The organism is Streptomyces sp. CB03238, assembly GCF_002099185.1.
Taxonomy (GTDB): domain Bacteria; phylum Actinomycetota; class Actinomycetes; order Streptomycetales; family Streptomycetaceae; genus Streptomyces.
Genome location: NZ_NBCN01000019.1, coordinates 40,452 through 63,224, shown reverse-complemented (window position 1 = coordinate 63,224; position 22,773 = coordinate 40,452). Strand labels below are relative to the sequence as shown.

Here is a 22,773-nt window from a genome sequence, read left to right as displayed (position 1 = left end):
AACATGCCATGAGCGCCGAGGACCTCGAGAAGTACGAGACCGAGATGGAGCTGAAGCTCTACCGGGAGTACCGCGATGTCGTCGGTCTGTTCAAATACGTGATCGAGACCGAGCGTCGTTTCTACCTCACCAATGACTACGAGATGCAGGTGCACTCGGTCCAGGGCGAGGTGTTCTTCGAAGTGTCCATGGCGGACGCGTGGGTCTGGGACATGTATCGGCCGGCGCGGTTCGTCAAGCAAGTACGCGTTCTCACGTTCAAGGACGTGAATATCGAGGAGCTCAACAAGAGCGACCTGGAGCTGCCCGGCAGCTGATTCTCGTCGCGCTGTTCACCGGTGTGGGGGACGAGGTTTTCCACAACCGGACGGTTATCCACCAAGATCCACAAGCCCGGCGCCGACGCGTCACAGTCGGTGCCGGAGGTGGTGCCGAAATGAACGCGACGGGGGCACTGGGGCGGTACGGCGAGGACCTGGCCGTCCGACGGCTCGGCGAGGCCGGGATGGCCACGCTCGCCCGGAACTGGCGGTGCGGGCGGGCCGGGGAGATCGACATCGTCGCCCGCGACGGCGACACGGTGGTCATCTGCGAGGTCAAGACCCGAAGAGGGGGCGGCTTCGAGCACCCCATGGCGGGAGTGACGCCCGCCAAGGCGGAGAGGCTGCGGCGGCTGGCGCAATGCTGGCTGGAGCGGCACGGCGGGCCACCGCCCGGCGGGGTGCGCATCGATCTGGTGGGGGTACTGCTGCCCCGGCGCGGCGCGCCCGTCGTCGAGCATGTGCGGGGGGTGGCCTGATGGGGTTCGCCCGGACGTGCTCGGTTGCCCTGGTCGGCGTCGAAGGCGTGGTCGTCGAGGTCCAGGCGGACCTGGAGCCGGGCGTCGCGGCGTTCACGCTGGTCGGACTGCCGGACAAGAGCCTGACGGAGAGCCGCGACCGGGTGCGGGCGGCGGTCGTCAACTCGGGCGCGGAGTGGCCGCAGAAGAAGCTGACGGTCGGGCTCAGCCCGGCCTCCGTACCCAAGGGCGGCTCGGGCTTCGATCTGGCGGTCGCCTGCGCGGTACTGGGCGCGGCCGAGCGCATCGATCCCCGGACGATCGCCGACCTCGTCCTCATCGGCGAGCTTGGGCTCGACGGGCGGGTCAGGCCCGTCCGGGGCGTGCTGCCGGCGGTGCTCGCCGCCGCGGAGGCCGGCTACCAGCAGGTGGTCGTCCCGGAGCAGACGGCGGGGGAGGCCGCGCTGGTGCCGGGCGTCTCGGTCCTCGGCGTCCGTACGCTGCGGCAGCTGATCGCCGTGCTCGCGGACGAGCCGGTGCCGGAGGAGGAGCCCGCCGAGGCGGGGCGGCCCGACGCCATGCTGGCCGGACTGCTGGTCCCCGGCGCCGGCGTGGGCACCGGGCTCAGCCACGACCCGGCCGACGGGCCCGATCTGGCGGACGTCGCCGGGCAGCGGGTGGCGCGCGTCGCCCTGGAGGTCGCCGCGGCCGGCGGGCACCACCTGCTGCTGTCCGGCCCGCCGGGCGCGGGCAAGACCATGCTGGCCGAGCGGCTGCCGAGCGTCCTGCCACCGCTGACCCGCCAGGAGGCCCTGGAGGTCACCGCGGTCCACTCGGTGGCGGGGCTCCTGCCGCCGGGCGAGCCGCTTGTGCACCGGCCGCCGTACTGCGCGCCGCACCACTCCGCGACCATGCAGTCCCTGGTCGGCGGCGGCAACGGCCTGCCGAGACCGGGCGCCGTCTCCCTGGCCCATCGAGGCGTGCTCTTTCTGGACGAGGCGCCCGAGTTCTCCGGCAAGGCACTGGACGCGCTGCGACAGCCCCTGGAGTCCGGCCATGTGGTGGTAGCGCGCAGCGCGGGCGTGGTGCGGCTGCCGGCGCGGTTCCTGATGGTGCTGGCCGCCAACCCGTGCCCGTGCGGGCGGCACACCCTGCACGGGACGGGCTGCGAATGCCCCGCGTCGGTGATCCGCCGCTACCAGGCCCGGCTGTCCGGGCCGCTGCTGGACCGGGTCGACCTGCGCGTCGAGGTGGAACCGGTCAGCCGCGCTGACCTGCTGGGCCGGTGCGGGCGCGGCGAGTCCACCGAGGCCGTCGCCGCGCGGGTGCGGGACGCCCGGGCGCGCGCCGTCGCCCGCCTGGACGGCACGCCCTGGAGCGTCAACTGCGAGGTGCCCGGGCACGAACTGCGCACCCGCTGGCAGGTCGCCCCCGGCGCCCTCGCCGCCGCCGAGCGGGACATCGAACGGGGCCTGCTCACCGCGCGCGGCCTGGACCGGGTCCTCCGGGTCGCCTGGACGATCGCCGACCTCGCCGGCCGCGACCGCCCCGGCCCCGCCGACGTCCACCTGGCGCTGGAGCTGCGCACCGGCATCGCCCGGGGCGTGCCCATGGCGGTCGGGGAGGCACCGTGACCGGGAGCGGGGATGGTGCGGGGCACCTCCCCGGTGCGGGGCGGGGCGAGCGGGCTGGTGGCGGCGGAAGCGGATCGGGGAGGGCGGGTTGCGCGGCCCGACACCGCGAGCCCGTCCGGACGAGCCACGCCGAGGAACTACCCGCACGGCTCCGGGCGGCGGCCGGGGCGGCTGGGTGCCCGGCCTCGGTGGGCCCGGGTGCCCCGGCCCGGCTGGCCCTGGGTGGCTCCGGTCCGGGTGGCGGCGGGCAGCTCAGGCCGGTGGCCCTGGGTGGCTCCGGTCCGGGCGGCGGCGGGTGGTTCCGGCTTGGTGGGCCTGGGCGACCCCGCCCAGGTGGCGTCGGGCGGAATCGGTTCCGGTGGTCCCTGGGTGGCCTGGGCCGGGCGGGGGGGCACCGGGGGCGAGATGGGCGGGCGGCCCCGGAGGGGAACGGGGCTGCCTGGGCGGGGTGCGAACAGTTCGCGACGGGGGTGCGGCATGGCTGAGAGGGTGACGAAGGAAGAGCGGTGGGCGCGGGCGGCGTTGACGCGGGTCATCGAACCGGGTGATGAGCACGGCGGGCGCTGGCTGCGGCAGCTGGGGGCCGTGGAGCTGCTGCGGCGGCTGACGTCGGTGCCGTACGACGACAGCGCGCTCACCGGGGCGAGCGAGCAGCGGATCCAGGGCTTCCGGACGCGGGCGGCGCGGGCCGAGCCGGACCGGGACCTGGCGGCGGTGGACGCGTGCGACGGGCGGTTCGTCGTGCCGGGCGACTCCGAGTGGCCCAGCCAGCTCGACGACCTCGGGGACGGCCGGCCCGTCGGCCTCTGGGTGCGCGGCCGGCCCGACCTCCGTCGCTGGGCGCTGCGCTCCGTCGCGGTCGTCGGGGCGCGGGCCTGCACACCGTACGGGGCACACATGGCGGCGACCCTCGCCTCGGGCCTCTCCGAGCGCGGCTGGGTCGTCGTCTCCGGCGCGGCGTTCGGCGTCGACGGCGCCGCCCACCGGGGCGCGCTGGCCGCCGGCGGGGCGACCGTCGCCGTGCTGGCCTGCGGGGTCGACGTGGCCTATCCGCGCGGCCACGCCGAGCTGATCGGGCGTATCGCGGAACAGGGCCTGGTGGTCGGCGAGTTGGCGCCCGGCGCCCATCCGACCCCTGGCCGGTTCATCCTCCGCAACCGCGTGATCGCCGCGCTCACCCGGGGCACGGTCGTCGTCGAGGCCGAGTACCGCAGCGGTTCCCTGGTGACCGCCCGCGCCGCGCAGAAGCTCGGCCGGTTCACCATGGGCGTCCCCGGCCCGGCCACCAGCGGCCTCTCCGCGGGCGTGCACGAGCTGCTGCGCGGCGGGGCCGAGCTGGTCACGGACGCCGCGGAAGTCGCGGAGCTGGTCGGGGAGATCGGCGACCTGGCCCCGTCCCGGCGAGGGCCCGTCCTGCCCAGGGACCTCCTCGACCCGGTCAGCGCACGCGTGCTCGAAGCCCTGCCCGCACGAGGGAGGGCCGCCACCCGGAACGACATCGCGCGTGACGCCGGCACCAGCGTTGACGTGACACTCGCCAGGCTGTACGAACTCCACTCCATCGGTTTCGTCGAACGCCATGGCGACGGCTGGCAGTTGACGGCCGCGGCCGTACGTCGCCCGAACGCCCGGCGAGGCGGTGCTTGACCCGCAGCATTCGGGTGAAAAGGTGATGCCGATGACCCTCGTAGCTCTCTTGGTGACACCCGAGGGGCCGGCGCGCGCAGTCGGCCCCGTGGGCCCCATTCGAAGATGCGGCCGACGGCACGCCCTCGCGGAGTCACGATCGAGGGGCCTTCGCTCACTGCGACTGCTCAGTCACGCTACGCTCACCAGAATTACCCCCTCCGCATCCCGCCCTCATTTCCCCGTCCCCACTCACACCTCAGCAGAACGGCTCAAGGCGACGCATGCCCCAGCACACCTCCGGGTCCGACCGCGCAGCGGTGCCCCCCGCTGCCCGGGGCACTGTGCGCCCGCCCGCGCCCTCGTCGCTCGACGAGCTGTGGCGGTCGTACAAGGACACGGGCGACGAGCGGCTGCGGGAACAGCTGATCCTGCACTACTCGCCGCTGGTGAAGTACGTCGCGGGCCGGGTGAGCGTCGGTCTGCCGTCCAACGTGGAGCAGGCGGACTTCGTGTCGTCCGGGGTCTTCGGACTCATCGACGCGATCGAGAAGTTCGACATCGGCCGGTCGATCAAGTTCGAAACGTACGCCATCACCCGGATCCGTGGCGCGATGATCGACGAACTGCGGGCGCTGGACTGGATCCCGCGCTCGGTGCGGCAGAAGGCGCGGGCCGTGGAGCGCGCGTACGCCACCCTGGAGGCCCAGCTGCGGCGCACCCCCTCCGAGAGCGAGGTCGCCTCGGAGATGGGCATCGCCCTGGAGGAACTGCACGCGGTTTTCAGCCAGTTGTCCCTGGCGAACGTCGTCGCCCTGGAGGAGCTGCTGCACGTCGGCGGCGAGGGCGGCGACCGGCTCAGCCTCATGGACACGCTGGAGGACACCGCCGCCGACGACCCCGTCGAGGTCGCCGAGGACCGCGAGCTGCGGCGGCTGCTCGCCCGCGCCATCAACACCCTGCCCGAGCGCGAGAAGACGGTCGTCACGCTGTACTACTACGAGGGTCTGACCCTGGCCGAAATCGGCAACGTGCTGGGGGTCACCGAGAGCCGCGTCAGTCAGATCCACACCAAGTCGGTCCTCCAGCTGCGGGCAAAGCTGGCCGATGTAGGACGGTGACGTCGAACGGGCGGCCGTAAAGTGGAGCCGTGCCCAGGATTCGAGCGGCCTCCGTGGCCGAGCACCGGACCATGCAGCGCGGCGCCCTGCTGGACGCCGCGCGTTCCCTGCTGTCCGAAGGCGGGACGGAAGCGCTGACCTTCCCCGCCCTCGCCGAGCGAACCGGCCTGGCCCGGTCGTCCGTGTACGAGTACTTCCGCTCCCGCGCGGCCGTCGTCGAGGAGCTGTGTGCCGTCGACTTCCCCGTGTGGGCGGCGGAGGTCGAGTCGGCGATGGAGCGGGCGGACACGCCCGAGGGCAAGGTCGAGGCGTACGTCCGCACCCAGCTGGACCTCGTGGGCGACCGGCGCCACCGGGCGGTCGTCGCGATCTCCGCGAGCGAACTGGACGACGGGGCGCGGGAGAAGATCCGCGCGGCGCACGGCGGCCTCGTCGCCATGATCGTCGAAGCGCTGGCCGAGCTGGGGCAGGAGCAGCCGCGGCTGGCCGCGATGCTGCTCCAAGGCGTGGTCGACGCGGCGGTGCGCCGCATCGAGCTCGGCGCGGCGGAGGACCCGGGCTCCATCGCCGACACGGCCGTCTCGATGGCGCTCCGGGGCGTGCGGGGCGCGTAGCTCTGGTCTTGCGGGGCCCGGGCCTCCGCCTGGCATCTCGGTCGGCCCCTCTCGTGCGGGGCATGTGCTTTCGGCACCCCGGGCTTTCACCCCCGGCCCCCTCGGCGCCGGCCCGGCTTTTGGCTCGGCCTGCGGTGCGGGGTGCTGCTCGGTCTGCGGTGCGGCCACCCCCGTGGGTGGTGGGGTGTGGCCCCTCCGGGCTCACCTCCTCGAGGCCCGCGGCCTTGGGTCTCGGCGGTAGGGAGCCCGTCCGACGCCGCCGACCTCTGCGGGGGCGACCCTGCACGGCCACACCCCGGTCGTACGCCGACTGCGGGCCGTTGGTCTTACGAAGACGGCGAGGAAGGGCCGTGCAGGGTCGCCCCCGCAGCGGTTGGCGGCACGATACGGCCAAGAGATCGTGCTCGGGCACCCCGCCGACCGCGAGGAGGTGAGCCCGGAGTGGCCCCGGCTCGGCCCACCGGCCGCAGCCGACTCCGCCCGCGTGCCGCACGGCACCCCGCCCCGACCGTACCCACCGGCCCCGGCCGACCCGGCCGCACGCCGCCCGGACACACGCACCCGGGCGCGGGTGGTGGTCCCGTCCCGGTGGTCAGCCCGGATCGGTGAGGGGCAGCAGGCGTGAGGGTGGGCGGTGGAGGAGGGACAGGGGGTTGAGGTACGTGTCGGCCCGGCGGAGGCCCCAGTGGAGGCACCGACGGGTGCAGTGGGAGCCGGGGTCGGGGGACACCACGGCCACCACCCGGCCCGCCGCGACGTCGGTGCCCGGGCGGACCAGGGGGCGGACCGGTTCGTAGGTGGTGCGCAGGGGCGGGGTGCCCGTGGACGGGTGGGTGACCGACAGGACGCCACGGCCCGCCACCGGGCCCGCGAAGGACACCCGGCCGGCCGCTGCCGCGCGGACCTCGGTGCCCGGTGGGGCGGCCAGGTCCACGCCGCGGTGGCCCGGACCGTACGCCGAGGCGGGAGGCTCCCAGCCCCGCACGATCGCCGGGCGCGGCGGGCCCACCGGCCAGGCGGCGGTCATGAGGGCGGAAGAAAGGAGCAGGGCGAATACGGTGGAGTACATGAGCCGAATGTGGCGCAGACGTACGCGACCGCGCTGATCATGGAACCGATCTGTGGACTACCGGCCGGTTGTGGACAGCGCCGTCACCCACCGCTGCCAAGGTCCCGTACACTTCTTCTGGCGACCCGGGCCACCGGGTCGACTTCGCACGCCCCGCCACCACCCTCAAAAGTCGTGGCAGCGCTCTTCGGTCCACTCGTGGCACGGCGCGTCGGGGCGTCAGGACACAACCGAGAACCAAGGAGATACGGCCATGGCCGTCGTCACGATGCGGGAGCTGCTGGAAAGCGGCGTCCACTTCGGTCACCAGACCCGTCGCTGGAACCCGAAGATGAAGCGCTTCATCTTCACCGAGCGCAACGGCATCTACATCATCGACCTGCTCCAGTCGCTGTCGTACATCGACCGCGCCTACGAGTTCGTCAAGGAGACCGTCGCGCACGGCGGCTCCATCATGTTCGTCGGTACCAAGAAGCAGGCCCAGGAGGCCATCGCCGAGCAGGCGACGCGCGTCGGCATGCCGTACGTCAACCAGCGCTGGCTGGGTGGCATGCTCACCAACTTCTCCACCGTCTACAAGCGCCTTCAGCGTCTGAAGGAGCTCGAGGCGATTGACTTCGAGGACGTCGCCGCGTCCGGTCTGACCAAGAAGGAGCTTCTCGTGCTGTCGCGCGAGAAGGCCAAGCTGGAGAAGACCCTCGGTGGTATCCGCGAGATGCAGAAGGTGCCGAGCGCCGTCTGGATCGTCGACACCAAGAAGGAGCACATCGCCGTCGGTGAGGCGCGCAAGCTCCACATCCCGGTCGTCGCGATCCTCGACACCAACTGCGACCCCGACGAGGTCGACTACAAGATCCCGGGCAACGACGACGCGATCCGCTCCGTCACCCTGCTCACCCGCGTGATCGCCGACGCCGTCGCCGAGGGCCTCATCGCCCGCTCCGGCGCCGCGACCGGCGACCAGAAGCCGGGCGAGAAGGCCGCCGGCGAGCCGCTGGCCGAGTGGGAGCGCGACCTGCTCGAGGGTGAGAAGAAGGCGGACTCCGACGAGGCTGCCGAGAAGCCGGCCGAGGCCGCTGCGGAGGCTCCGGCCGAGGCCCCGACCGCCGAGGCCGCCGAGGCTCCCGCCGCCGAGGCTCCCGCCGCCGAGGCTCCGGCCGCGGACGCCGAGCAGGCCTGACCCTTTCAGGTTCGGATGACGGCGGGGGCCCACGAAGCCCCCGCCGTCCACCCGTAGATCTTCGTAGATCTTCCAGACTTCGAGAGAGACTTACAGATCATGGCGAACTACACCGCCGCTGACGTCAAGAAGCTCCGCGAGCTCACCGGCGCGGGCATGATGGACTGCAAGAAGGCGCTGGACGAGGCCGAGGGCAACGTCGACAAGGCCGTCGAGGCGCTGCGCATCAAGGGCCAGAAGGGCGTCGCCAAGCGCGAGGGCCGCTCCGCCGAGAACGGTGCCGTCGTCTCCGTGATCGCCGACGACAACACCTCCGGCGTCCTCGTCGAGCTGAAGTGCGAGACGGACTTCGTCGCCAAGGGCGAGAAGTTCCAGAGCGTCGCCAAGGCCCTCGCCGAGCACGTCGCCAAGACCTCCCCGGCCGACATCGAGGCGCTGCTCGCGTCCGAGATCGAGCCCGGCAAGACCGTCCAGGCGTACGTCGACGAGGCCAACGCCAACCTCGGCGAGAAGATCGTCCTGGACCGCTTCGCGCAGTTCTCCGGCGGTTACGTGGCGGCGTACATGCACCGCACCATGCCCGACCTGCCCCCGCAGATCGGTGTCCTCGTCGAGCTCGACAAGGAGAACGCCGAGGTCGCCAAGGGCATCGCGCAGCACATCGCCGCCTTCGCCCCGAAGTACCTCTCCAAGGACGACGTCCCGGCCGAGGTCGTCGAGGCCGAGCGCCGCGTCGCCGAGGAGACCACCCGCGCCGAGGGCAAGCCCGAGGCCGCGCTCCCGAAGATCGTCGAGGGTCGCCTCAACGGCTTCTTCAAGGACGCCACCCTCCTGGGTCAGCCGTACGCGCTCGACAACAAGAAGTCCGTCCAGAAGGTCCTGGACGAGGCCGGTGTCACCCTGAAGCGCTTCAGCCGCATCAAGGTCGGCATCTGAGCCGGTACGCGCTCGACACGGGAGCCCGCTAGGGTTTTCCCAGTGGACGGTCGGTCGCGTGAGCGCCGGCGGCCACAGATCTGACGAGGAGGCCATTGCCGTAGGGACAACCACACCCACCGGCAATGGCCTTCTTCGTATGTGCACGAGGAGATCTCCATGAACCAGGGCGCCGCACAGGGCGACGACAACACCGGTAAAAAGGCCGGCCGCTTCATGCTGAAGCTGTCCGGCGAGGCGTTCGCCGGCGGTGGTGGCCTCGGCGTCGATCCCGACGTCGTACACGCCATCGCACGCGAGATCGCCGCGGTCGTCCGCGACGGCGCGGAGATCGCGGTCGTGATCGGCGGCGGCAACTTCTTCCGCGGCGCCGAGCTTCAGGTACGTGGCATGGACCGGGCCCGCTCCGACTACATGGGCATGCTCGGTACGGTCATGAACTGCCTCGCCCTCCAGGACTTCCTGGAGAAGGAGGGCATCGACTCGCGGGTCCAGACCGCCATCACCATGGGGCAGGTCGCGGAGCCGTACATCCCGCTGCGCGCCGTGCGGCACCTGGAGAAGGGCCGCGTCGTGATCTTCGGCGCCGGTATGGGCATGCCCTACTTCTCCACCGACACCACCGCGGCCCAGCGTGCCCTCGAGATCGACGCGGAAGCGCTCCTCATGGGCAAGAACGGGGTGGACGGCGTCTACGACTCCGACCCCAAGGCCAACCCCGACGCGGTGAAGTTCGACGCGCTGGAGTACGGCGAGGTGCTCTCCCGCGACCTCAAGGTCGCCGACGCCACCGCCATCACCCTCTGCCGCGACAACAACCTGCCGATCCTCGTCTTCGAGCTGCTCGCGGCGGGCAATATCGCGCGGGCCGTGAAGGGTGAGAAGATCGGCACTCTCGTGAGCGACCAGGGCACCAGGACCTGACCCCGGATCCACCGGGGGCTTCGGCCCCCGGGGTGCCCCGCGAGGGGATGGACAAAGCCCTGCCGGTCGGACACCGTGCAGGGGACAGACGCGACGCAGGTTCCGCAGCCCTTTGTACGCCGGGCCTACTCATAGACACGCAGGAGCAAGTGGTGATCGAAGAGACCCTCCTCGAGGCAGAGGAGAAGATGGAGAAGGCCGTCCTGGTCGCCAAGGAGGACTTCGCCGCGATCCGTACCGGCCGCGCGCACCCGGCCATGTTCAACAAGATCGTGGCCGACTACTACGGTGCCGTCACGCCCATCAACCAGCTGGCGTCGTTCTCCGTACCGGAGCCGCGCATGGCCGTGGTGACCCCGTTCGACAAGAGCGCGCTGCGCAACATCGAGCAGGCCATCCGCGACTCGGACCTCGGCGTCAACCCGAGCAACGACGGCAACATCATCCGGGTGGTGTTCCCCGAGCTCACCGAGGAGCGCCGCCGCGAGTACATCAAGGTCGCCAAGGGCAAGGCCGAGGACGCCAAGGTGTCGATCCGCTCGGTCCGCCGCAAAGCCAAGGACACGATCGACAAGTTCGTCAAGGACGGCGAGGTCGGCGAGGACGAGGGCCGCCGCGCGGAGAAGGAGCTCGACGACACCACCGCGAAGTACGTCGCGCAGGTGGACGAGCTGCTCAAGCACAAGGAAGCCGAGCTGCTCGAGGTCTGATGAACGACTCTTCCTGGGGGGCCCCGCCGAGAGGCGGTCCATGGGGTCCGCCCGACCAGGGGTACCACCCGGGGTTCGCTCCGGCAGCCCCGGCGGGTCCCGCCTACGACGGGCATGAGGCACAGCAGACTCGGCCCATGCCCATCGTGCCCGACGTTCCCGCCGGTGGAGACACCGGCGGTGGCCAGGACGACCGCGACCGGGGGACCGCTCCGCTGAGCGGTCCCCCGTTCCGTGACGAGACGCGGCAGCGGTGGCAGGAGCCGCAGCAGCCGGAGAATCCGCAGGAGCCCATGCCCAGCTCGCCGTCGGGAGCGCCGCAGCCTCCGGAGCAGCCCGGCCCGGCCGGTCCGCAGAACGCCGGCCCGCAGAAGAAGCGGGCCGGGCGGGACCTCAGGGCCGCCATAGGGGTCGGCGTCGCTCTCGGGGCGGTGATCGTCGCATCGCTGTTCATCTGGAAGGCCGCGTTCGTCGGCGTGATAGCCGTCGCCGTCGTGGTCGGGCTGTGGGAGCTGACCTCCCGCCTGGAGGAGCGCAAGTCCATCAGGGCCCCGCTCGTGCCGCTCGCCGTCGGCGGCGCGGCCATGGTCGTGGCCGGGTACGTGCGCGGGGCGGAGGGCGCCTGGGTCGCCATGGCGCTCACCGCGCTCGCGGTGCTCGTGTGGCGGATGACGGAGCCGCCCGAGGGCTACCTGAAGGACGTCACGGCCGGCGTCTTCGCCGCGTTCTACGTGCCGTTCCTGGCGACATTCGTGGCGCTGATGCTCACCGCGGACGACGGTCCGTGGCGGGTGCTCACCTTCCTGCTCCTGACCGTGGTCAGCGACACCGGTGCGTACGCCGTCGGCTGGCGCTTCGGCAAGCACAAGCTCGCGCCGCGCATCAGCCCCGGCAAGACCCGTGAGGGGCTGCTGGGCGCGGTGGCGTTCGCCATGGCGGCGGGCGCGCTGTGCATGGAGTTCGCCATCGACGACGGCACCTGGTGGCAGGGCCTGCTCCTGGGCCTCGCCGTCGCGGCCAGCGCCACGCTGGGCGACCTCGGCGAGTCGATGATCAAGCGGGACCTGGGCATCAAGGACATGGGCACGCTGCTCCCGGGCCACGGCGGCATCATGGACCGGCTGGATTCCTTGCTGCCGACGGCTCCGGTGGTGTGGCTGCTGCTGGTGGTCTTCGTCGGAACGGGCTGAACCGGCATCCGGTTACCCTGGAAGGGCTCGTCGCACAGTCGCGGCGGGCCCTTTCGGCCCCGCGGCCCACGCACGCGCGCGGGGATCATCCGGTGAGGTCTCCCGGCTCACGTACCGCGGCCTCGTCTTTACTGAGGAGTACCAGGTCATGCCACGCCCCGCACCGGGAGAGCTCACCTTCGTCGCCCCGCGCGGAGCCACGAAGCCGCCGCGGCACCTCGCCGACCTCACGCCCGCCGAGCGCAAGGAGGCCGTCGCCGCGATCGGTGAGAAGCCGTTCCGCGCCAAGCAGCTGTCCCAGCACTACTTCGCGCGGTACGCGCACGACCCGGCCGAGTGGACGGACATCCCCGCCGCGTCCCGCGAGAAGCTGGCGGCCGAGCTGCTGCCCGACCTGATGTCCGTCGTACGGCACATCTCGTGCGACGACGACACCACCCGTAAGACCCTGTGGCGACTGCACGACGGGACCCTCGTCGAGTCCGTCCTCATGCGGTACCCCGACCGCGTCACGATGTGCATCTCGTCGCAGGCCGGCTGCGGCATGAACTGCCCGTTCTGCGCCACCGGCCAAGCCGGGCTCGACCGGAACCTGTCGACCGCCGAGATCGTGCACCAGATCGTCGACGGCATGCGGGCGCTGCGGGACGGGGAAGTGCCCGGCGGGCCCGCACGGCTCTCCAACATCGTCTTCATGGGCATGGGGGAGCCGCTGGCGAACTACAAGCGGGTCGTGGGAGCGATCAGGCGGCTCACCGACCCCGAGCCGGACGGGCTCGGGCTGTCGCAGCGCGGGATCACCGTCTCGACGGTCGGCCTCGTCCCGGCCATGCTCCGCTTCGCGGACGAGGGCTTCAAGTGCCGCCTCGCCGTCTCGCTGCACGCCCCCGACGACGAGCTGCGCGACACCCTCGTACCCGTGAACACGCGCTGGAAGGTCCGGGAGGTGCTGGACGCCGCCTGGGAGTACGCGGAGAAGTCCGGCCGCCGCGTCTCGATCGAGTACGCCCTCATCCGGGACATCAACGACCAGGCATGGCGGGGCGACCTCCTCGGCCGCCTCCTCAAGGGCAAGCGCGTCCACGTCAACCTGATCCCGCTCAACCCGACGCCGGGGTCGAAGTGGACGGCGTCCCGCCCGGAGGACGAGAAGGCGTTCGTCGAGGCGATCGCCTCGCACGGGGTACCGGTCACCGTCCGTGACACGCGCGGGCAGGAGATCGACGGGGCCTGTGGACAGCTCGCGGCCTCGGAACGGTGAGCTTGTAGTCTGAGCTCGAACACACCTGCATATTCCGACAGGGGAGCGCCACAGCGCTGAGAGTGCGGCACCGTCAGGCCGCAGACCCTCTGAACCTCGCCCAGGTCATTCTGGGTAGGAAGTTCGGTCGTTACTCAAGCTGTTGCGCCCTGCCTACTTTCATAAGGGGGTGGGCAGGGCCGCGTCTCTTCCTGGTCACACCCAGGAGGAATCTCAGTGAGCACCACCAAGAAGATCGCGGTCGGCGCCGTCGCCGCCGCGCTGGGCGTCACGACGCTCACCGCCTGCGGCAGCGAGTCCGGCAAGGACGCCGGTGACGGCGGTACGAAGCCGAAGACCGTGACGCTCGTCAGCCACGACTCCTTCAACGCCTCCCCGGCCGTCCTGAAGGAGTTCACCAAGCAGACCGGCTACACCGTCAAGGTCCTCAAGAGCGGCGACGCCGGCGAGGCCGTCAACAAGGCCATCCTCACCAAGGGCGCCCCGCAGGGCGACGTCTTCTTCGGCGTCGACAACACGCTGCTGTCCCGCGCGCTCGACAACGGGCTGTTCGAGCCGTACGAGGCCAAGGGCCTGGACCGGGTCCCCGACGCCGTACAGCTCGACAAGGACAAGCACCGCGTCACGCCCGTCGACACCGGCGAGATCTGCGTCAACTACGACAAGAAGTACTTCGCGGACAAGAAGCTCGCGCCGCCGCAGACCTTCGACGACCTCGCCAAGCCCGCGTACAAGAACCTCCTCGTCGTGGAGAACCCGGAGCGGTCCTCGCCCGGCCTCGGGTTCCTGCTCGGGACGGCCGCCCAGTACGGCGACGACGGCTGGCAGGACTACTGGAAGAAGCTGAAGGCCAACGGCGTCAAGGTCGTCGACAGCTGGGAGCTCGCCTACAACCAGGAGTTCTCCGGCTCCGCCGGCGGCAAGAAGGCCAAGGGCGACCGGCCGCTCGTCGTGTCGTACGCCTCCAGCCCGCCCGTCGAGGTGCTGTACTCCGAGCCGCAGCCGGCCGAGGCGCCGACCGGCGTCTCCACCGGGACGTGCTTCCAGCAGACCGAGTTCGCCGGGCTGCTGACCGGCGCGAAGAACCCCGACGGCGGCAAGGCCCTCATCGACTTCCTGATCAGCAAGAAGTTCCAGGAGGACATGCCGCTGCAGATGTTCGTGAACCCGGTGGCGAAGGACGCGAAGCTGCCGGAGCTGTTCACCAAGCACGGCGCCGAGGTCGACAAGCCGCACACCGTCGCCCCCGAGAAGATCGCCAAGAACCGTGACCAGTGGATCCAGTCGTGGTCCTCGCTCGTCCTGAAGTAGCCGGCCTCAAAGGCGGCGCGCTGCGGGCGGGGCTCATGGCCCTGCCCGTGGCGTTCTTCGCCGTCTTCTTCGCCTACCCGGTCGCCGCGATCGTCGGGCGCGGGCTGAAGACGGACGACGGTGGCTGGCAGTTCGGGCGGCTCGGCGACGTGCTCGGCCGCCCGGACATCCTGGACGTGCTCTGGTTCACCACCTGGCAGGCGCTCGCCTCCACCGCGCTCACTCTGCTGATCGCGCTGCCCGGGGCGTACGTCTTCGCCCGCTTCGACTTCCCCGGCAAGGGGCTGCTGCGGGCGGTCGTCACCGTGCCGTTCGTCCTGCCGACCGTCGTCGTCGGCACCGCGTTCCTCGCCCTGCTCGGGCGGGGCGGGCTGCTCGACGAGCTGTGGGGCGTACGGATGGACACCACGGTGTGGGCGATCCTCCTCGCGCACGTCTTCTTCAACTACGCGGTCGTCGTCCGGACGGTCGGCGGCCTGTGGGCACAGCTGGACCCGCGCCAGGAGGAGGCCGCCCGGGTGCTGGGTGCCTCCCGCTTCGGGGCGTGGCGGCGGGTGACGCTGTCGGCGCTCGCGCCCGCCGTGGCCGCCGCCGCGCTGATGGTGTTCCTCTTCACGTACACCTCCTTCGGCATCGTCCAGATCCTCGGCGGGCCCGCGTACCGCACGCTGGAGGCGGAGATCTACCGGCAGACCGCGCAGCTGCTCGACCTGCCGACGGCGGCGGTGCTGACGCTGGTGCAGTTCGCCGCCGTCGGGGCGATCCTCGCCGTGCACGCCCGGACCGTACGGAGGCGGGAGACCGCGCTGAAGCTCGTCGACGCGGCGCAGACCGGTCGCAGACCGCGCGGGGCCGGGCAGTGGGGGCTGCTCGGTGGCGTGCTGCTGACCGTGGTGCTGCTGCTCCTGCTGCCGCTCGGGGTGCTCGTCGAGCGGTCCTTCGACGGGGGGCTCGGCTACTACCGGGCGCTCCAGGACGTGGACGCGGGCGGCGGGACGTTCCTGGTGCCGCCCCTGGAGGCGATCGGGAACTCTCTGGAGTACGCGCTCGCCGCGACCGGGATCGCGCTCCTGATCGGCGGGCTCGCCGCCGCCGCGCTGACCCGGCGCGCCGGGCGCATCGTGCGCGGCTTCGACGCGCTGCTGATGCTGCCGCTCGGCGTGTCCGCCGTGACCGTCGGCTTCGGGTTCCTGATCGCGCTGGACGAGCCGCCGCTGGACCTGCGCTCCTCGTGGATCCTGGTGCCGCTCGCCCAGGCCCTGGTCGGCGTCCCCTTCGTCATACGGACCATGCTGCCCGTGCTGCGCGCGGTGGACGCGCGGCTGCGCGAGGCTGCGGCCGTGCTGGGCGCGTCGCCGTGGCGGGTGTGGCGGGAGGTGGACCTGCCGCTGGTGCGGCGGGCGCTGCTGGTGGCCGCCGGGTTCGCGTTCGCCGTGTCGCTGGGCGAGTTCGGGGCGACCGTGTTCATCGCCCGCCCCGACAACCCCACCCTCCCGGTCGCCGTCGCCCGGCTCCTCGGCCGGCCCGGTGAGCTCAACTACGGCCAGGCCATGGCCCTTTCGACGATCCTGATGGTGGTGTGCGCGGTGGCCCTGCTGCTGCTCGAACGTATCCGTACCACCGAACGCTCCGGGGAGTTCTGACATGCTGCGTCTTGACGGTGTGGCCGTACGCTTCGGATCGCGCGTCGCGGTCGACGAGGTGTCGCTGGACGTCGCCGACCACGAGATCGTGTGCGTGCTCGGGCCGAGCGGCAGCGGCAAGTCGACCCTGTTGCGGGTCGTGGCCGGGCTCCAGGACGTGGACGCGGGCCGTGTGCTGCTCGACGGCGCCGACCAGGCGGGCGTGCCCGTGCACCGGCGCGGCGTCGGGCTCATGTTCCAGGACCACCAGCTGTTCCCGCAGCGGGACGTCGGCGGGAACGTGGCCTTCGGGCTGCGCATGCGCGGCGCGTCGCGGAAGGAACAGGCTGTCCGCGTCGCCGAGTTGCTGGACCTCGTCGGGCTGCCGGGCGCCGAACGGCGGGCCGTGGCCGCCCTGTCCGGCGGCGAGCAGCAGCGCGTCGCCCTCGCGCGGGCGCTGGCGCCCCGCCCCCGGCTGCTGATGCTCGACGAACCGCTCGGCCAGCTCGACCGGGGGCTGCGCGAGCGGCTCGTGGTCGAGCTGCGGCAGCTGTTCGGGCGGCTCGGTACGACGGTGCTCGCCGTCACGCACGACCAGGGCGAGGCCTTCGCGCTCGCCGACCGGGTGGTGGTCATGCGCGACGGGCGCATCGCGCAGAGCGGTACGCCGCTGGAGGTGTGGCGGCGCCCGGCGTCGGAGTTCGTCGCCCGTTTCCTGGGCTTCGACAACGTGGTCGCGGCGACGGTGACCGGCGAGGCGGCCGACACCGTGTGGGGCAAGGTCCCCGTGCCGGCCGGCTCCGCCCAGGGGGCGGTTCAGGTGCTGGTGCGGCCGGCGGGGGTGCGGCTCGGCGACCCGGCCGGCGGGCTGCGGTGCACGGTCGAGGGGCGGACGTTTAGGGGGCACCATGTGGCGGTACGGCTCCGGCCGGAGACCGGGCCCCTCCTGGAGGCCGAGTGCGCGCTGCGCGACGCGCCCGAGGAGGGGGCGGTGGTGGGCGTGACGTTCGCGGCGGACGAGGTCGTGGTGCTCGGCTGAGCGTCAGCCCCCGGCCGGTTCGTCGCGGACGGCTCCCGACAGGTCCAGCACGGCGCAGGCGCCGCCGCCCTCCGGGTTGGTGAACGTCAGACGGGCGTCCAGCACCCGCGCTTGGCCCGCGGCGATCGTCAGGCCCAGGCCCAGCCCCTTGCCGACCGCGCTGGTCTGGAACCGGCGCGGCCCGTGCGCCAGCAGGTGCTCGGGGAAACCGGCGCCCCGGTCGCGGACCCGGACGACCCCGCCCTCGACCTCCACCACGACCGGTTCGGCACCGTGCCGCAAGGCGTTGCTGACCAGGTTCGTCAGGACCCGCTCCACGCGCCGCGCGTCCGTCTCCAGCAGTGCGTCGGCAACGATGTCAAGGCGCACCTCGGTGTGTTCGACCGCGCGTACCGCCCGGCGGGCGAGCGTCCCCAGCTCCACCAGCCGTACGTCGGCCTCCTCGCCACCGTTGTCCAGGCGGGCCACCTCCAGGACGTCCTCCATCAGGTCCCGCATCCGCGCGACCCGCTCCTTCACCATCGACTCGGCCCTGCCGTCCGGGAGCAGCCCGGCCGCCGCGACCAGCCCGGCGACGGGCGTACGCAGCTCGTGCGCGATGTTCGCCGTCACCTCGCGCTCCGCGCGCAGCCGCTCCGCCAGCGCGTCCGCCATGGTGTTCACCGCCCGGGTGAGGGTGGTGATCTCGTCCCGCCCCGACTGGGGGAGCCGGGCGTCCAGATCACCGCCGGTGATCTGCTCGGCCCGCCGCGCCGACAGCCGCAGCCGCCGGCCCAGCCGGGTGGCGAGCAGCAGGCCGATCAGGGTGGCCACCGCCGTACCCACGACACCCGCCCGGAACATGCCGGCCTGGAGCTGGTCCGACAGCGGGTCCTCGAACTGCTTCAGCGCCAGGATGTCGTCACCGACGCTGGTGGCCGCCCAGATCTGGCGGCGCTCCCCGTACGCCTGCACATAGGTGGCGCGCCGGCCGTTCAGGACGGTGCGGCGCAGCTCGTCGGGCAGGTTGGGCGGGTTGACCTTGGCCCCGAAGCGGGCCTGCCCGTCCTCCCGGTAGCCGCGCTCGGCGATACCGAGCCGTTCCATCGCCTGGTCCCGGGCCCGGTCCTCCATCAGCCGCGGTACCTGGACACCCGTCACGAGCGCGGCGAGCGCGGCGGTCGCGGTGATCGTGGCACCTATCTTGAGCCGTAGCCCCATGTCTCATCTCCCTGCCGGGAGTCTACGAGGGCGCCGATCAGCCGATGCGGGCGAGTTCCCTGGGCTCTTCCTCCGCCCGGCCGGGCTCGCCGCCCTCCGGCTCGCCGAACCACGCCACCGCGACCGCGCCCGCCACCGCAAGGACGAACCCCACCACGGCCAGCCACGCGAACCCCGGCCGTGACGCGTCCCCCAGCCACCACACGCCGATCATGCCCGGCAGCACCGTCTCGCCCACCACCAGCGCCGCCGTGGCCCCGTTCACCGAGCCGATCTGGAGCGCCACCGTGTGCAGGTACATCCCGCCGACTCCGGCGACGAGGATCGCGTACAGCGCCGGGTCGGACAGCAGCGCGCCCAGGTCGAACGGGTCGATGCCGTTCAGTACGCGTACGCCGACCCCCAGCGCGCCGAAGCCGAGCCCGGACAGCAGACCGGCCAGGATCGCCGCCCGCGCGCCCAGCAGCCGCACCACGACCGTCCCGCCCACCATCAGCAGCAGCGACACGGCCAGCAGCCACCAGTGCGTGGCGATCGGGGTGTGCCCGCTGCCCTCCGGGCCCGCCGCCGTGGCCAGCAGCACCAGCGCCGAACACACCACACCGATCGACGTCCACTCGGCGCGGGTCAGCCGGATGCCGAGCAGCCGCACACTCAGTACGGCGGTGACCACCAGGTTCGCGCTGATCACTGTCTGGGACAGGAACAGCGGCAGCATGCGCGCGGCCAGCGCGCCCAGCCCGAAACCGACGAAGTCCAGGACCGTACCGACGATGAACTCCCACGTCATCGCCGCCTTGGCCGTCGACGACAGGGACGGCCCGCCGTGCTGCGTCACCAGGCCGGCCGCCGCCTCACGGCGGGCGGACTTGCGCGACCCGACGGCCTGGAGGACCGAGCCCGTGCCGTAGCAGATCGAGGCCACGACGGCCGTCAACAGTCCTATGAGCACGTCCGGGCTCCGTTTCGTCGGTCGGGTGACTTACGTCTGACAGACGAGAGAACGGGCCCGGACGTTGCCTCTGTCAGGCAGGTGCCGACGAGTCGCGACCGGGAAGGTCGCGTCCTTCAGAGCAGGAAGCCGCTCGCGCCCGCCGCGAGGGCGTCGTACACGTACTCGTCGAGATCGAGGGTGGTCAGCATCGGCACTTCGTCGCCCACCTCAGTGACGGAGCAGCTCGCAGACGAAGTCCTCCTGGACCTCGCGCATCCGTGCCAGGAGTTCCGGCGTCTGCGGGCTCACCTGGGTGTTCAGGGTGAACGTCAGGGAGCGCTTGCCGTCGGGCGTGGCGGCGGCGAGCTGGGTGTAGCCCGGGATGGTGCCCGTGTGGCCGTAGACCACACCGCAGCGGGTCGTGTACTTGAACAGGGCGAGACCGGCCTGGTTGCGGCCGGGGCCGGGGTTCACGGAGGAGCCGTTGATCCACTTCGTCTGCTGCTCGCGGGTCTCCTTCGACAGCAGCCGGCCGCCCGCGTAGGCGCGCATGAAGACGTTCAGGTCGTTCGGGGTGGAGACGACGCCGCCGGAGGCCCAGAAGAGCGACGCGCTGAAGGCGGTACTGACGTCCTCCAGCGGCCCTTCCGGCTCGAACTCGTAGCCGTGGAGGTAAGGGCGGGGAAGCAGGTGCCACCGCGGCAGGCTGGTGTTGCGCAGGCCCAGCGGCCGGTGGACGAGCTGGCGCAGCAGCTCCTCGTACGGACGGCCCGTCGCCGCCTCCGCCATCAGGGCCACCGCGATGTTGTCGGAGTTGTCGTACCGGTAGCGTGAGCCCGGCTTGAAGAGGAGGGGCTTGTCGGCGACGAAGTCCAGCAGCGTGTGCGGGTCCACTTCGCGGCGCGGGTCGGCCGCCACCGCCTCCTGGAAATCCGGGTCCTCCGTGAAGTCCGGCAACCCGCTGGTGTGCTGGAGCAGGTGGCGCAGCGTCACCTTGTGCCAGGCCTTGGGCAGATGCGGCAGCCGCTTGCCGATCGTGTCGTCGAGCCGGAGCTTCCCACGGTCCACGAGCCGCAGCGCGACGGCTCCGCTGTACGCCTTGGCGATGCTGGCCACGCGCATGTGGTCACCGGGGCGCGGTGGCCGTCCCGAGTCCGCGTCGGCCACACCGGCCCGGTAGACCTTCACGTCCCGGCCCCGCTGCAGCAGGGCGATGGCTCCGGGAGGCCCGTCCGGGGGCCCCACCAGCTCCTCCAGCGCCTTGTGCAGCTCGCGGTCGCGGCTGTCCGGGCGCTGCCCCTCGGCCTGCGCCGGTCCGGCGATCAGGCCGGCGGCGCAGGCCCCCGCCGCGACGAGGGCGGCGGTCAGTCTCCGTCGGGTGCGGAAGGGTCGTGCGGGCGCTGCACGCATATCGGCGTACCTCCTGGAAGTCGCTGGCGCCCGGCCCCGCCGGGTCGCTCAGGCCCCAGCATCCGGCGACCCCCGCAACAGCGCCCGCCCGGTGGGCCATTCGGCGTTACCTGGCGCCCAGCCGCCGCAGCGCCTCCGGGGCCTCGTCCACGCTGTCCACCAGGGCGATACGCGGCTCCATGGAGCGGCCCTCGGCCAGGGCCTGTAGCAGCGGCCAGGCGGGCAGGTGCTCGGTCCAGTGGGTGCGGTTGACCAGGACCATGGGGGTCGGACCGCCACGCGACTCGTAGTAGTTGGGGGTCGCGTTGTCGAAGATCTCCTGGACGGTGCCGGCGGCGCCCGGGAGGAAGACCACGCCCGCGTTGCAGCGGGCCAGCAGACCGTCCTCGCAGGTGGCGTTCGCGAAGTACTTCGCCGTGTGGGAGGCGAACGCGTTCGGCGGCTCGTGGCCGTAGAACCAGGTGGGGATGCCGACCGAATCGCCGCCCCCCGGCCAGCGGGACCGCACCTCGAACGCCGCCCGCGCCCAGTCGCCCACGGACGGCGCGAACGACGGCTCCTTGCCGAGCAGCAGCAGCGCCTCCTCCAGCATGGCGTCGTCATGGGGCGCGGCGTACGCGCCCAGGTTGGCCGCCTCCATGGCGCCGGGCCCGCCGCCCGTCGCGACGGTCAGCCCGGCGCGGGCGAGACTCCGGCCGAGGCGGGCGGCACCGGCGTACGCGTCCGTGCCGCGCGCCATGGCGTGCCCGCCCATCACGCCGACCACGCGGGCCCCGGCGAGGTGCTCGTCCAGCGCGTCGGAGACCGCGTCGTCGTGCACGGCCCGCAGCATCGACGCGAAGATGTCGCCGTCGGCCTTGGTGCGCTGGAACCAGGCGTACGTGAGCGCGTCCGGCGTCCGCTCGTAGCCGTGCTCGGCGAGGCCCGCGAACAGCTCCTCGGGCGAGTAGAGCAGCCCCCGGTACGGATCGAACGGCACATCCGGTACGGGCGGGAAGACGAGCGCCCCGTCGGCCCGCACCTTCGCGGCCGCGTCCGGCTCCATGGGGCAGCCGAGGAAGACGGCGCCGGCCGTCGGGAGGGAGAGCAGCAGAGCCGTACGCTCCGTCAGGTCGACCGACTGGAGGCGGTGGCCGACGAGACTGCCGCGCGCGGCGGCCTCGTCGAACTCCCGGAGCGTTTCGATCTCACGGTCGTGGCCGTGCCGAGGGGTGTGCGCCATGCCGCCACGATAGCTACACGCGTTCGACCCCCGGCGGGCCGGACGTCCGGAACCGCTCCCGGTACGCGCCCGGCGTGACGCCCAGCTCCCGCTGGAACACCCGCCGCAGCGTCTCGGGGCTGCCGAACCCGGCGTGCCGGGCGACCGCGTCCAGCGGGTCCCCGCCCGTCACGAGCAGCGTCGTGGCCGCCTCCAGCCGCACCTGTTCCACGAACCGCGCCGGAGTCGTCCCCGCCTCCGCCCGGAACAGCCGCGTCAGGTGCCGGGCGCTCACGCCCACCCGCCGGGCCAGGCTCTCCAGGGTGTGGTCACCGCCCGGCTCGGCCGTCACCGCGTCAAGAACCGTGCGCAGCAGCGGCGTGCGGGGCTGCCGCACCCGCGACCGGGCACTGAACTGCGACTGCCCGCCCGGCCTGGCCAGGAACACCACCAGGTGCCGTGCCACGGCCCGGGCCGCGTCGGCGCCCAGGTCCTCCTCGACCAGGGCGAGCGCCAGGTCGATCCCCGCGGTCACCCCGGCGGAGGTGTAGAGGTTCCCGTCCCGTACGAAGAGCGAGTCGGCGTCCACGGACACGCGCGGGAACCGCCGGGCGAGCGCCTCGGCCAGCTCCCAGTGCGTGGCGGCCCGCCGCCCGTCCAGCAGCCCGGTCGCCGCCAGCGGGAACGCCCCGGCGCACACGGCGGCCGTCCGCCCCGCCGCAGTGGCCAGGTGCTTGAGGGCGCCTTGCAGCTCCCGGTCGAGGACGGCGGGGCGCCAGTCGGGGGCGCCCGGCACGATCAGCGTCCCCAGTGGGGGCAGGTCGGCGACGGCGCAGTCCACCGCGAGCGTCACGCCCGCGCTGGTGCGCACCGGGCCGCCGGTCACGGTCGCCGTCCTCAGTACGTACCGGCCGCCGTGCTCGTTGGCGGCGGCGAAGACGTCCACCGGGCCGGCGACGTCGAGCAGTTGGACACCCTCGTGCAGCAGCACCGCGATCACATGTGTCATCGGA

Annotated in this window: 21 protein-coding genes, 1 pseudogene and 1 riboswitch; of the genes and pseudogenes, 15 read left to right on the top strand and 7 right to left on the bottom strand. The window is 72.4% G+C overall.

From position 1 onward, the window contains the following. The first annotated feature begins 8 nt into the window (after window positions 1-8). The 6 genes from BKD26_RS29030 to BKD26_RS29005 all read left to right on the top strand — a co-directional run bounded on the left by BKD26_RS29030 (window position 9) and on the right by BKD26_RS29005 (window position 5,773). On the top strand, window positions 9-317 hold the full coding sequence (locus BKD26_RS29030; RefSeq protein WP_005311352.1) for a DUF2469 domain-containing protein: 309 nt from the start codon (window positions 9-11) through the stop codon (window positions 315-317). 119 nt (window positions 318-436) lie between these two features. Then, on the top strand, window positions 437-799 hold the full coding sequence (locus BKD26_RS29025) for a YraN family protein (protein WP_084904234.1): 363 nt from the start codon (window positions 437-439) through the stop codon (window positions 797-799). Beyond that, on the top strand, window positions 799-2,412 hold the full coding sequence (locus BKD26_RS29020; protein WP_084904231.1) for a YifB family Mg chelatase-like AAA ATPase: 1,614 nt from the start codon (window positions 799-801) through the stop codon (window positions 2,410-2,412). Before BKD26_RS29025 ends, BKD26_RS29020 begins: the two co-directional genes overlap by 1 nt. 477 nt (window positions 2,413-2,889) lie before the next feature. After that, entirely contained in the window at window positions 2,890-4,059 is a 1,170-nt protein-coding gene (gene dprA, locus BKD26_RS29015; RefSeq protein ID WP_084904228.1) for a DNA-processing protein DprA, read from the top strand. 263 nt (window positions 4,060-4,322) lie between these two features. Then, the gene (gene whiG, locus BKD26_RS29010; protein WP_073754594.1) at window positions 4,323-5,159 is read left to right on the top strand and encodes an RNA polymerase sigma factor WhiG; all 837 of its coding nucleotides are present in this window, start codon (window positions 4,323-4,325) and stop codon (window positions 5,157-5,159) included. Between the two features lie 53 nt (window positions 5,160-5,212). Further along, complete coding sequence (locus BKD26_RS29005) at window positions 5,213-5,773, top strand: TetR/AcrR family transcriptional regulator (protein ID WP_084904224.1); 561 nt, start codon at window positions 5,213-5,215, stop codon at window positions 5,771-5,773. Between the two features lie 592 nt (window positions 5,774-6,365). On the opposite strand, the gene BKD26_RS28995 is transcribed toward BKD26_RS29005, so the two are convergent. Further along, complete coding sequence (locus BKD26_RS28995) at window positions 6,366-6,842, bottom strand: M23 family metallopeptidase (RefSeq protein ID WP_084904218.1); 477 nt, start codon at window positions 6,840-6,842, stop codon at window positions 6,366-6,368. A gap of 253 nt (window positions 6,843-7,095) precedes the next feature. On the opposite strand from BKD26_RS28995, the gene rpsB reads away from it, so the two are divergent. The 9 genes from rpsB (at window position 7,096) to BKD26_RS28950 (ending at window position 17,015) form a co-directional block, all read left to right on the top strand. Next, window positions 7,096-8,022 (top strand): 30S ribosomal protein S2, encoded by a 927-nt coding sequence (gene rpsB / locus BKD26_RS28990; RefSeq protein WP_084904215.1) that lies wholly within the window; start codon window positions 7,096-7,098, stop codon window positions 8,020-8,022. 99 nt (window positions 8,023-8,121) lie between these two features. After that, entirely contained in the window at window positions 8,122-8,958 is an 837-nt protein-coding gene (gene tsf / locus BKD26_RS28985) for a translation elongation factor Ts (RefSeq protein ID WP_084904213.1), read from the top strand. Between the two features lie 159 nt (window positions 8,959-9,117). Next, window positions 9,118-9,882 (top strand): UMP kinase, encoded by a 765-nt coding sequence (gene pyrH / locus BKD26_RS28980; RefSeq protein ID WP_073754599.1) that lies wholly within the window; start codon window positions 9,118-9,120, stop codon window positions 9,880-9,882. A gap of 152 nt (window positions 9,883-10,034) precedes the next feature. Further along, window positions 10,035-10,592, top strand: a complete 558-nt coding sequence (gene frr, locus BKD26_RS28975; protein WP_084904209.1) for a ribosome recycling factor — start codon at window positions 10,035-10,037, stop codon at window positions 10,590-10,592. Then, window positions 10,592-11,782, top strand: a complete 1,191-nt coding sequence (locus BKD26_RS28970) for a phosphatidate cytidylyltransferase (RefSeq protein ID WP_084904206.1) — start codon at window positions 10,592-10,594, stop codon at window positions 11,780-11,782. Before frr ends, BKD26_RS28970 begins: the two co-directional genes overlap by 1 nt. Window positions 11,783-11,930: 148 nt before the next feature. Then, the gene (rlmN, locus tag BKD26_RS28965) at window positions 11,931-13,043 is read left to right on the top strand and encodes a 23S rRNA (adenine(2503)-C(2))-methyltransferase RlmN (RefSeq protein WP_084904203.1); all 1,113 of its coding nucleotides are present in this window, start codon (window positions 11,931-11,933) and stop codon (window positions 13,041-13,043) included. 29 nt (window positions 13,044-13,072) lie between these two features. Next, window positions 13,073-13,182, top strand: a riboswitch (TPP riboswitch). A gap of 77 nt (window positions 13,183-13,259) precedes the next feature. After that, window positions 13,260-14,354, top strand: coding sequence for a thiamine ABC transporter substrate-binding protein (locus BKD26_RS28960; protein WP_084904201.1), 1,095 nt, complete (start codon window positions 13,260-13,262; stop codon window positions 14,352-14,354). Window positions 14,355-14,389: 35 nt separating this feature from the next. Next, complete coding sequence (locus tag BKD26_RS28955) at window positions 14,390-15,997, top strand: iron ABC transporter permease (protein ID WP_084904198.1); 1,608 nt, start codon at window positions 14,390-14,392, stop codon at window positions 15,995-15,997. 1 nt (window position 15,998) lies between these two features. Further along, window positions 15,999-17,015: an ABC transporter ATP-binding protein gene (locus BKD26_RS28950; protein ID WP_084904195.1), complete on the top strand. Its 1,017-nt coding sequence runs from the start codon at window positions 15,999-16,001 to the stop codon at window positions 17,013-17,015. A 3-nt stretch (window positions 17,016-17,018) separates the two neighbouring features. Here the strand turns inward: BKD26_RS28950 and BKD26_RS28945 are convergent, their stop codons facing one another. From BKD26_RS28945 to BKD26_RS28925, 6 genes and pseudogenes are all read right to left on the bottom strand, one after another. Continuing rightward, window positions 17,019-18,215, bottom strand: coding sequence for a HAMP domain-containing sensor histidine kinase (locus BKD26_RS28945; RefSeq protein WP_084904192.1), 1,197 nt, complete (start codon window positions 18,213-18,215; stop codon window positions 17,019-17,021). Window positions 18,216-18,252: 37 nt separating this feature from the next. Beyond that, window positions 18,253-19,167 carry a hypothetical protein gene (locus tag BKD26_RS28940; RefSeq protein ID WP_084904190.1) on the bottom strand — a complete coding sequence of 305 codons (915 nt, stop codon included), beginning with the start codon at window positions 19,165-19,167 and terminating at the stop codon, window positions 18,253-18,255. A 119-nt stretch (window positions 19,168-19,286) separates the two neighbouring features. Further along, window positions 19,287-19,364: pseudogene (locus tag BKD26_RS39415) on the bottom strand (DNA-binding response regulator); the annotation flags it as partial. 13 nt (window positions 19,365-19,377) lie between these two features. Further along, window positions 19,378-20,559, bottom strand: a complete 1,182-nt coding sequence (locus BKD26_RS28935; protein WP_084904187.1) for a serine hydrolase domain-containing protein — start codon at window positions 20,557-20,559, stop codon at window positions 19,378-19,380. A 106-nt stretch (window positions 20,560-20,665) separates the two neighbouring features. Further along, entirely contained in the window at window positions 20,666-21,781 is a 1,116-nt protein-coding gene (locus tag BKD26_RS28930; protein ID WP_084904184.1) for an LOG family protein, read from the bottom strand. 13 nt (window positions 21,782-21,794) lie between these two features. After that, window positions 21,795-22,769, bottom strand: coding sequence for a GlxA family transcriptional regulator (locus BKD26_RS28925; protein WP_179166745.1), 975 nt, complete (start codon window positions 22,767-22,769; stop codon window positions 21,795-21,797). Between the last annotated feature and the right edge of the window lie 4 nt (window positions 22,770-22,773).